Raw genomic sequence first — 8,690 nt, 5'->3', positions numbered from 1 at the left:
TTCCCCTTTGAGATGGGTTTTCCCCTTTGAGATGGGTTTTCCCCTTTGAGATGGGTTTTCCCCTTTGAGATGTCGGTTCCCCTTTGAGATGTCGGTTCCCCTTTGAGATGCGGGTTCTATAGTGAATTAATCAAAGTCATTGGCTTGCACGTCATAAAAGGGTGTGTGGGGGGCTCTATGTCGGTGAGTAATATTTGAAAAAAGACTGAAATGCCTCTTATGGACGCTCTCAAAGGTCAATGGCTGTTGTAACATGAGAGACAAATGGTATGATGATGCTCAGCTACTACTTTTATGAAGTGAAAAGGGGCATGAAGGTAAAGAAGGACGTGGCGTAACAAGGGGCGGTTTTGATGGTTCACTTTACGGGGGCTATTATATCTTATTTACACATACTGTTTTGAAATGAGCGTGGATGCGCTGGGAAATATTAAAAAAGTGCGTGAATGAGGAACACAAGTGTATCCTGTTTTAGGATGCCCTATTGTAACTGAAGAGGATATCTCCATTAAAGAATGCGATAAATAAAAGCATAAAATGTGTAATTTACATCAATTAATTGTCGTTGTCGTGGATGCTTTAAGCCCGTAAAGCTGAAGAGTGATGATGGATATTAGCTTTACTCCTTGAAATTTCATATTCTGCCAAAATAAAATTATATACGCATTGCGAAAATTACACAAAAAGAGATGGGTAATAGGCTCGCTTTTATTTGGCATATAAAAGCTGAAACGGTTTGCTCTTTATCGTTTTGGTTTCTGTTTTAAAATATGCCGGTTATATGAGGGATGGAAGTTGATTGACAGCGGGAATGGATTTTATGTGGCTTTCAGTTCTCATCGTTAAGGTTTTGCGGAACTATTGGGGGACTATAGAGGTTGGTTTAAAGAGGTTGGAAAATATCTTTGTGCTTAATAAACAGATGAGACATTTTGCTAAAAAAGGGGAAAATTCTCTTGTTCATTGTTTAAAATGCTCTTTTAAGAAAAAATATCAAAATAAGTATCAGGAACAGAGAGGCAATAGACAATTCCTTCTTGTGTCAATTTGAGGGAAGCTGAACCATTCACGGAAATGGGAACGATTTTTTCGAGAACGGCACTACCAAAACAGGCTTTTTTATTGTTTGTGGGAGGGATGCCGGATTCAAAATTTTCATGCCAAGTGATGATAAGTTGCGTTTTGCCATTCAGTTTTGTTTCAATTTCACAGCGTACACAGATGCTCCCCTTTTCTTGGGAAAGGGCTCCAAAAGAAAGAGAATTGACAATCAGTTCATGAAAAGCCAAACCGATATGCAAAGCGGCATTGGGAAAAAGATAAGGATCGACGCCTTCAAGTGAAAAACGTTCTGTTTCTTTCATAAAATAACCTAAAGCCTGCGTTTGGACCAATTCGCGAAATTGAGCACCGCGCCAATCGGAATCAGTGATCAGATCTTGAGAATGAGAAAGAGAATGAAGACGACCTTGAAATTTTCGTAAAAAAACCTGAAGAGATTCAGTATAGCGGGCGGTTTGGCTGGCAATACTTTGAATGATCGCTAGAAGATTTTTAGAACGGTGACTGACTTCGCGAAGAAGGATTTTAAGCACTTGTTCACGGCGGCGTAAGCCGGAAATATTGACACCGGTGGTGATAATACCAATAATGTCTTCGTTATCATTGCGGTGGCAATCAATAGAAAATTTGTACCAAATCTCTTGTTTGTTTGTATCTTCAAAACGTGCTTCAACAGTTTGCATTTTGCCACTGGCTAAAACTTGCAGTTTGATGGTTTCCATATTGTCTGCAAGGTCAAGCGAAAAAAAGTCGCTGTCACGACACCCAACCCGCCATTTATTGTGCAAATGGTGTGGCAAGTTTTCAGCCCATAAATAAACCAGATTTGTTGCCTGATAGAGAACGCAAATATCAGCACCACGAATCGCTTGCATGAGCGCACTCATATGAGATTTATCCATGGGAGGCTTTGAAAGAGGCGTAACGATCATAATTTTAAGATGTTACCCTGTTCTAAGCCGCTTTAGAAGCATTCTCTTGAAAAAATAAAGCTTGGGAAATAAGCGCTTTCACCATATCAGGGTTAAAAGGTTTGGTCACTAAAAAAGTTGGTTCTGGACGCTCGCCAGTGAGAAGCCTTTCGGGAAAAGCCGTGATGAAAATCACCGGTATACGGTCATTTTTCAAAATCTCGTTGACCGCATCAATCCCTGAACTGTTATCGGCTAATTGAATATCAGCCAAAATCAACCGTGGTTTTTTCTTATGATACATGATGACAGCTTCATCACGCGTGCGCGCTATTCCTACAACATGATGACCTAGGCTTTCTACCATTTGCTCAATATCAAGTGCAATAAGAGGTTCATCTTCAATAATCATGACTTCAGTGGCAATTTGTTGAGAAATATCAATGGATGCTTGGTTGAGAAGCTTGCGAAATTCTTTCGTATCCAGATTCATGATTTCGCTGGCGTCTTGTTCATGAAATCCTTCAACGGCAATGAGCAAAAATGCTTGGCGTGCACGGGGTGTGAGATAGGATAATTTGGCACTGGTTTTTTGTTCAAGACCAAATTGGGGCAGGGGTTCTGGGATGTTTGGTGTGGTTTGGTCAAAAAGATGGCAAAAAAGCCAATAGGTACCAATTCGGTCAGTGGAGGCTTTGGGAAAAATGGAGATGTCGGCAATGAGTGCTTCCAACATCGCTGAAACATAGGCATCGCCAGAGGATTGGCTACCGGTGACAGAGCGGGCAAAACGCCGAAGATAGGGAAGATGCGGGGCAATGCGCGTTGATAATGACATAATTTATAACTCCTTTGACCTTTCAAGCATTTTGTTGGTTGAAATTCTCAACCGATAAAAAAGTTCCTTGATTTGTATGGAACTTTTTACCGGCAGCTATATTTACAACCATAAGGCGAAAAATTCTTCGCGGTGCTACCAGTAATATATGGATTAGGGGGATGAAAAATGAACGACCGTGATGAAAAAAATCTCACCACACAATTTAGAGTTGGAGATGATCTTCTCGGGGTCAATAGCGAAATAGCACGGAAGTTACGTCAATTTTACATGGAAATTCAAGAAGAAGCACTGCCACGGTGTTTGCTTGAGCTTTTAGAGAAGTTGGAGCGCGCAGAGCAATTTGGCTTAAACAATGTGGAAAAGGTTTGAATCCTTTATGTCAAAGTGCGCGAAAAACTTTAAACAAGAACTCCTTTCTGTGTTGCCGGCTTTACGAGCTTTTGCTGTTTCTTTAAGTGGCAAGCACGATAAAGCCGAAGATTTGGTCCAAGATACTGTTATGAAGGCATGGGCTAAGCAAGATAGTTTTGAGATGGGAACTAATCTTAAAGCTTGGCTTTTTACCATTTTGCGCAATGAATTTTATAGTCAAATGCGTAAAAAGGGAAGAGAAGTTCAAGATACCGATGGCGTGTTTACTCAAAATGTCGCTGTTCATCCTGCTCAATATGGATCGCTTGATTTACAAGATTTCAAAAAAGCCTTAAATTTGCTTTCTGCCGATCAAAGAGAAGCCATTATTCTCATTGGCGCATCGGGATTTTCTTATGAAGATGCTGCGGCTATTTGTGGTTGTGCTGTTGGAACCATTAAAAGCCGTGTGAGCAGGGCGCGTAATCGATTACAAGAACTTCTTAAAGTCAATGGTGAGTCTGATTATGGTCCTGATTCTTACTCAGCTGGAAGTACATTGTGTTCATTTAACGGCTAAAAAAGCATAATAATTATGATTGATAGCCTTGTTTTTTTTATTCCCGTTATAGCTATTACAGTAAAGTCAGTATCTGAGGGAATTCAGAAGTTTGGCGTGTATCCTTAGGAACACAAGAAAAGCCTGTATAAAACTTTCTCACGGGCTTTAGGTTTTATGTTCCATAAGGTTGCCTTCCTTTGTGCTGAAAAATGACGACTTTCAAGTTCGCCAATGGACATTCTATGACAACAAAAACAAATTTGATGCCTCAAATGCCTTCTTCTGATGCAACGATATCACGCTGGCGGTGGGGTGCGATTGTTGTTTCTCTTGTTATGGCTCTTTTGGCATCGGTTTTTATTATGTTGCTTTCAAATGCCGTTGATCGAGAAGTCGCACAGTTGAATACAAGTTCAGAATTGCGCGAACAGGCTGATTTGGTCCTTATTAGCCTGATTGATATGGCTGTTGCTGACCGCAGCTATGCAAAAACGCGCAAGGCGGAAGATAAAATACGTTTTGAAAATGCAGAGCGGGAGTTGGGGAATATTCTCGACTATATCGCACTTATTGTTTATGCGCATCCGCAGTGGTATAAATGGTTTACGGCTTTTAAAGAAGAGGTTGAAGCACGAAAAGCCTTTATGAATGCCCATATGCGTGCTCTTGATGCGATTCCTGAACAACCTTCTCAACCTTCTCATGCGGACTCTTTGGAAGTATCAAAGATTCCTGTAGCACGTTTAGCTCAATTGATGACAAGCTTTATTAATGGGGATGATGTGGTGCGACAAAAACAGCGTGAGGGTATCGCATTGATGCGGGCGGCTTTGACATTGGCGGCTATTGTTTCCGTTGTGAGTACCTTTATTTCTGCCTATTTTGTTATTAATCGTTTTCATCGTGATATGCGCTCTTTAAAATTGTATCAATTGCTGCTTCATAGTGAAAATATCGCTCTGGAAGCCCGCGTGAAAGAACGAACACAAGAATTAGAAAGAGCACGTAATCACGCTGAAAAAGAACGCCAACGGGTTGAAATATTGTTGCAGGATGCAAGCCATCGCATTGGCAATTCTCTTGGGACGGTGTCTTCTTTGTTGGGGCTCCAGTTAAACCGGAGCAAAAATGAAGAGGTCCGTGCTGTTCTAGGGGCTGCACGTGATCGTATTCAGACAATTTCTACAGCACATCGTCGTTTGCGCTTAAGTGATGATATGGAAACGACACTATTGGCAGAGTTTCTCAGCTCTGTTGTGCATGATGTCGAATTGGCAGTCCCTTTTGAATTGCGTGAAAACATCACCATTCACACCAACTTTAAAGATTGTCGCCTGTCTTCAAGAGATGCGACAACACTTGGAATTATCCTTGGTGAACTGCTGACAAATTCCTTAAAACATGCCTTTCCTGATCAACGGTCTGGTCATATTTATATCTCCTTTGGTCCCCAGAAAGATGGACAATTGATGCTCATTGTAGAAGATGATGGCGTGGGAATGAAAAGCCAAACTTTAAAACAAAAAACAGGACTTGGTCGTGTGGTCGTGGAACAGCTCTGTATGCAATTTGGTGAAAAACCTCTGTTTGAAACTTCTGCTTTAGGAGGCACAAAGATTGTCATTCCTTTGCCAAAACTTAGCATGAATAGTTCAAAAAAAAAGCTCTGACTGATTTTTTAAAAGGGTAAATTTTCTCTTTTCTCGTGGTAAGCTGCCTTTCATTCATCGTGAATGTATGGGGAGGGCATCTTTTCACAAGAAGAAGGAAAAATACGGCTTCAGTAGCGCGAACACAGCACCATTCATATCAGATTGTCAATTGCCTTCAAGAGAAACAACTTTGCTTCTTTATCTTTTGGTGTAATGTTTGATTTTCTCTCTTGTTGTTTTTTTGCTTTGTTGACTCCGATGATCGGCTTTCAAAGTTCTCCTTGTCTGAGAGCTTTGAAGTGCTTAAGTTAGCCTTTAAATTTATTTTGAATAAGAACTTCTTTGAGCCAATAATACTTATATTCGTAAGCTCTATTGCTTTGCAAAGAGAGAGTTTTTTCAAGTTTTGTTATTTTTTGTAAGGGCTGTTAAAATTTAAATATAGGGTGTTTTTGTAAGCGTGTGGGAGAAATATTTTTAAGGTAAAACGCGCTTGTAAAAAACTCATGCCCTCCCTCCTTCAGGGCTTTAAACAGCATCAGTGCTCAACCAGTGGAATCTGTGCAACAAGAAGTCGGGTTGTTTATAGAATGATATGGGTTTTAGAATCTTCGTTCTTTAGAAAAACTCACCTTTGATTTGAGATTTTATTGCATGGCAATAAGGACGGGCTATCGTTTTGATAAAATAAACAAGAAGAGTTAGCCTTTTGGGGTTTCATATTTTTCACTTTTCTATTGTGCGTAAACCAGAAAAGGGGAGGGCGTTTTATTTTTAATCATTGTGATGCGACCTTGGGTGGTGGCATCTTTCGGCGTATTCTTTAATAGATATTTAAAATGCGGAAATCTCTTTGAAAAAAATTAAGCGCTCAAGCATATTTTTTAGATGTTTTGAGTCGTAAAAATGCAGATGCTTTCATGCTTTAAGTCTCTTCGGAGGGTGCTATTGGGCTGTTAATCAAGGCATCAATGTTGTTTTTTTCTTGTAGGAATGTTTGTAGGTCTTGATTGGTTAAGGCTTTGCTATCCGGTATACGAATGCGCATGGGATCAACTTTGACGCCATTGACAATGATTTCAAAATGACAATGGGGACCGGTTGCCATTCCTGTTGATCCAACATACCCAATAATTTGTCCTTGTCGTACTTTCACGCCTGGTTTGATGTCTGGTGCATAACGACTTTGGTGTGAATAACTGCTGACATATCCATTGGCATGTTGAATTTCCGTATGATTTCCATAGCCACCTGTTACACCTACTTTTGTGACAATACCATCTCCTACAGCAATAATGGGTGATCCTTTAGGAGCAACCCAATCAACACCCGTATGCATGCGAATATAGCCTAAAATAGGATGTTTGCGTGGACCAAAGGGAGAGCCAAAAATGCCATTTGGTGTGGGTTTGCGCAACAAGAAAGGCTTTGAACTTTTCCCTTCAGAATCATAATAATCAACGCTTCCATCTTTTAATTGATAACGGTAATATTTATAAGTTGTATTCCCAAAAGTTGCACTAATATAACGAATTTCTGGATCAGCGTTCTTGGATGATTCCTTTGCTTTCAAATTCTTTTTGCCGTTTTTGTTTTCTTTATCGCTTTGTGGTACAGCATAAAATATTTCGATCTGATCATTGGGTGTTATCGGACTTTTCATGTCAATATTGGTGGCTAGCAGACGAATAAGACGATGAGAGAGAGATTGTGATATATTATGGCTTAGCAAAGCACTATAGAGTGCATCATAAGCCGTTGGTAATTGCGCGCTATTGATATAAGAATGTGGAATACCATTTTGAAAAGCCGTTTTAAGTGCTTTAGACATTTTAGGCTCTGTGCTTTCAATGAATTGGCCTTTATCATTCAGGGCAATGGTGAGAATATGATGCATTCCTTGATAGATACTTGCGCGTACGAGATGGTCTTCTTCACCAGCTTGTGTCACGATACCAATGCGTAAAAGGCTTCCCTCTTTAAGGGAATCGGAAAGGCTTATTTTTTCTAGCGTTTTTACAACCTGGTCAATTTGCTTTTTTGTATAACTGGTTTTTTTGAAAGCATCGGCTATCGTTTGTTTTTTACGAATAGGAATAATATCTTCAACATAGTTTTTCGTCAGATCGATACGGTGACTTTGAGGAGAAACGGTTACATTTTCTTGAACGATTCGAACTTCAGGGGATTCTGTGCCTTGGGAAGGGGAGGATACATCTTCTAATTTTAAAGGATCAATCAATGTGAGAACTGAAAGAAGTTCGGAGCTCTTTTCTAAAGTAAATCCAGCTTTTTGTACTTCTTGTTGTGCCTCTTCATCTGTCAATGTGTCGCTGTCATCAAAATCGAATTGATTTACCTTAAAATCATAGCTGCGTAAGGTGAGTTTTGTTTCAACCTTTGCTCCATAAATCTGCCCAGAATCTTCTTGTGGTGCGATATTTTGATTTTTCGTATCACTAGCAAGAATGCTTAAAGAATCAAATTTTGGATAGCTATATTTCTGGGGGCGATTTTCGGCTAAAGCCATACGAATCCATTCAAAATGTTGTGTTTGAATGACTTTTTCATCGCCTTTTTTTTGTAGAATCGATAATTCAAATTGACGTTTTCTGTCAAAGCTTTGCCTTGCATGGGTGGGAGAAATACGATCACCTTTATAGCCATTGGCCTCAGGGTCTTGTGATTCTGATAGGTTTTCTTGCGTAAACCATTGTGGCGGTGTTACCAATCGCTGTTGTTCATCAAGAGCCGTAAAAAGTGCAATCCCCATAAGAATGCAGGAAGTGATTCCTGTCAGAATGGTTCCCGTAAGCCAACGAGCAGAGACCTGTCGGCGCGCAGGCCGCAAGCGCTTGACGACAAGAGCAGGGTCTTGTCCAGGATCGTTTTTTTGTTGTTCGTTATCCCACATAGATTTATAAGAGTACTTTTCAATATTAAATAAAGAAAGCTAGATAGATAGCTTAGCATGCTTCTACAGGAATTTGATTCTTTTTACAAATTACAGATCATGCGATTCTCTTTATACAGCAATGTCTTTATAAATCGTATCTGCGCAGAAAATTTTCTCTATTAAAGTAGCATAAAACAAGCGTTATTGTGATTAACTCATTCCTAGGCAACTTCCTATTTTTATGCATTGCAATGGGGTGCTATATTTTACTTTAAAGGCGCCATGCTCTCTTTGAACTCCTTGCTGTTTTCATGTTTTATTTTTATGAAGGCAGATTTTTCCAATAATGTTTTGAAATAGGATTTTTTGTTCAATATTTTATTGGTAAAGTTTGGGTTATTTTATTTAAAAAAAA

General features: G+C 39.6%; 6 protein-coding genes. 3 read left to right on the top strand and 3 right to left on the bottom strand.

All coding sequences use genetic code 11. The features are described from left to right. Positions 1 to 980: 980 nt before the first annotated feature. Both ACFIMS_RS02295 and ACFIMS_RS02290 read right to left on the bottom strand, forming a co-directional pair. Positions 981 to 1,994 (bottom strand): sensor histidine kinase, encoded by a 1,014-nt coding sequence (locus ACFIMS_RS02295; RefSeq protein ID WP_375611690.1) that lies wholly within the window; start codon positions 1,992 to 1,994, stop codon positions 981 to 983. Between the two features lie 22 nt (positions 1,995 to 2,016). Further along, positions 2,017 to 2,811, bottom strand: a complete 795-nt coding sequence (locus ACFIMS_RS02290) for a response regulator (RefSeq protein ID WP_375607013.1) — start codon at positions 2,809 to 2,811, stop codon at positions 2,017 to 2,019. Positions 2,812 to 2,979: 168 nt separating this feature from the next. Here ACFIMS_RS02290 and ACFIMS_RS02285 point away from each other — a divergent pair, with 168 nt between their 5' ends. The 3 genes from ACFIMS_RS02285 (at position 2,980) to ACFIMS_RS02275 (ending at position 5,397) form a co-directional block, all read left to right on the top strand. Further along, on the top strand, positions 2,980 to 3,183 hold the full coding sequence (locus tag ACFIMS_RS02285; RefSeq protein ID WP_375610684.1) for a NepR family anti-sigma factor: 204 nt from the start codon (positions 2,980 to 2,982) through the stop codon (positions 3,181 to 3,183). Between the two features lie 7 nt (positions 3,184 to 3,190). Next, a complete protein-coding gene (locus ACFIMS_RS02280; RefSeq protein ID WP_375611691.1) occupies positions 3,191 to 3,745 on the top strand; it encodes an RNA polymerase sigma factor in 555 nt (184 codons plus the stop codon). Between the two features lie 224 nt (positions 3,746 to 3,969). Then, positions 3,970 to 5,397 carry a sensor histidine kinase gene (locus ACFIMS_RS02275; protein ID WP_375678891.1) on the top strand — a complete coding sequence of 476 codons (1,428 nt, stop codon included), beginning with the start codon at positions 3,970 to 3,972 and terminating at the stop codon, positions 5,395 to 5,397. A gap of 907 nt (positions 5,398 to 6,304) precedes the next feature. Here the strand turns inward: ACFIMS_RS02275 and ACFIMS_RS02270 are convergent. Continuing rightward, complete coding sequence (locus tag ACFIMS_RS02270; protein WP_375689189.1) at positions 6,305 to 8,293, bottom strand: M23 family metallopeptidase; 1,989 nt, start codon at positions 8,291 to 8,293, stop codon at positions 6,305 to 6,307. Between the last annotated feature and the right edge of the window lie 397 nt (positions 8,294 to 8,690).

It is taken from the genome of Bartonella sp. AP331QHHD, assembly GCF_042195905.1.
GTDB lineage: Bacteria > Pseudomonadota > Alphaproteobacteria > Rhizobiales > Rhizobiaceae > Bartonella.
Note: the sequence above shows the minus strand (reverse complement) of the source record. Positions and strands in the feature narration are given on the sequence as shown.

Bases quoted from the DNA above. Each gene is read 5' to 3' on its own strand.
- ACFIMS_RS02275 (WP_375678891.1), top strand. From the start codon at position 3,970: ATGACAACAAAAACAAATTTGATGCCTCAAATGCCTTCTTCTGATGCA.
- ACFIMS_RS02295 (WP_375611690.1), bottom strand. From the start codon at position 1,994: ATGATCGTTACGCCTCTTTCAAAGCCTCCCATGGATAAATCTCATATG.
- ACFIMS_RS02280 (WP_375611691.1), top strand. From the start codon at position 3,191: ATGTCAAAGTGCGCGAAAAACTTTAAACAAGAACTCCTTTCTGTGTTG.
- ACFIMS_RS02270 (WP_375689189.1), bottom strand. From the start codon at position 8,293: ATGTGGGATAACGAACAACAAAAAAACGATCCTGGACAAGACCCTGCT.
- ACFIMS_RS02290 (WP_375607013.1), bottom strand. From the start codon at position 2,811: ATGTCATTATCAACGCGCATTGCCCCGCATCTTCCCTATCTTCGGCGT.
- ACFIMS_RS02285 (WP_375610684.1), top strand. From the start codon at position 2,980: ATGAACGACCGTGATGAAAAAAATCTCACCACACAATTTAGAGTTGGA.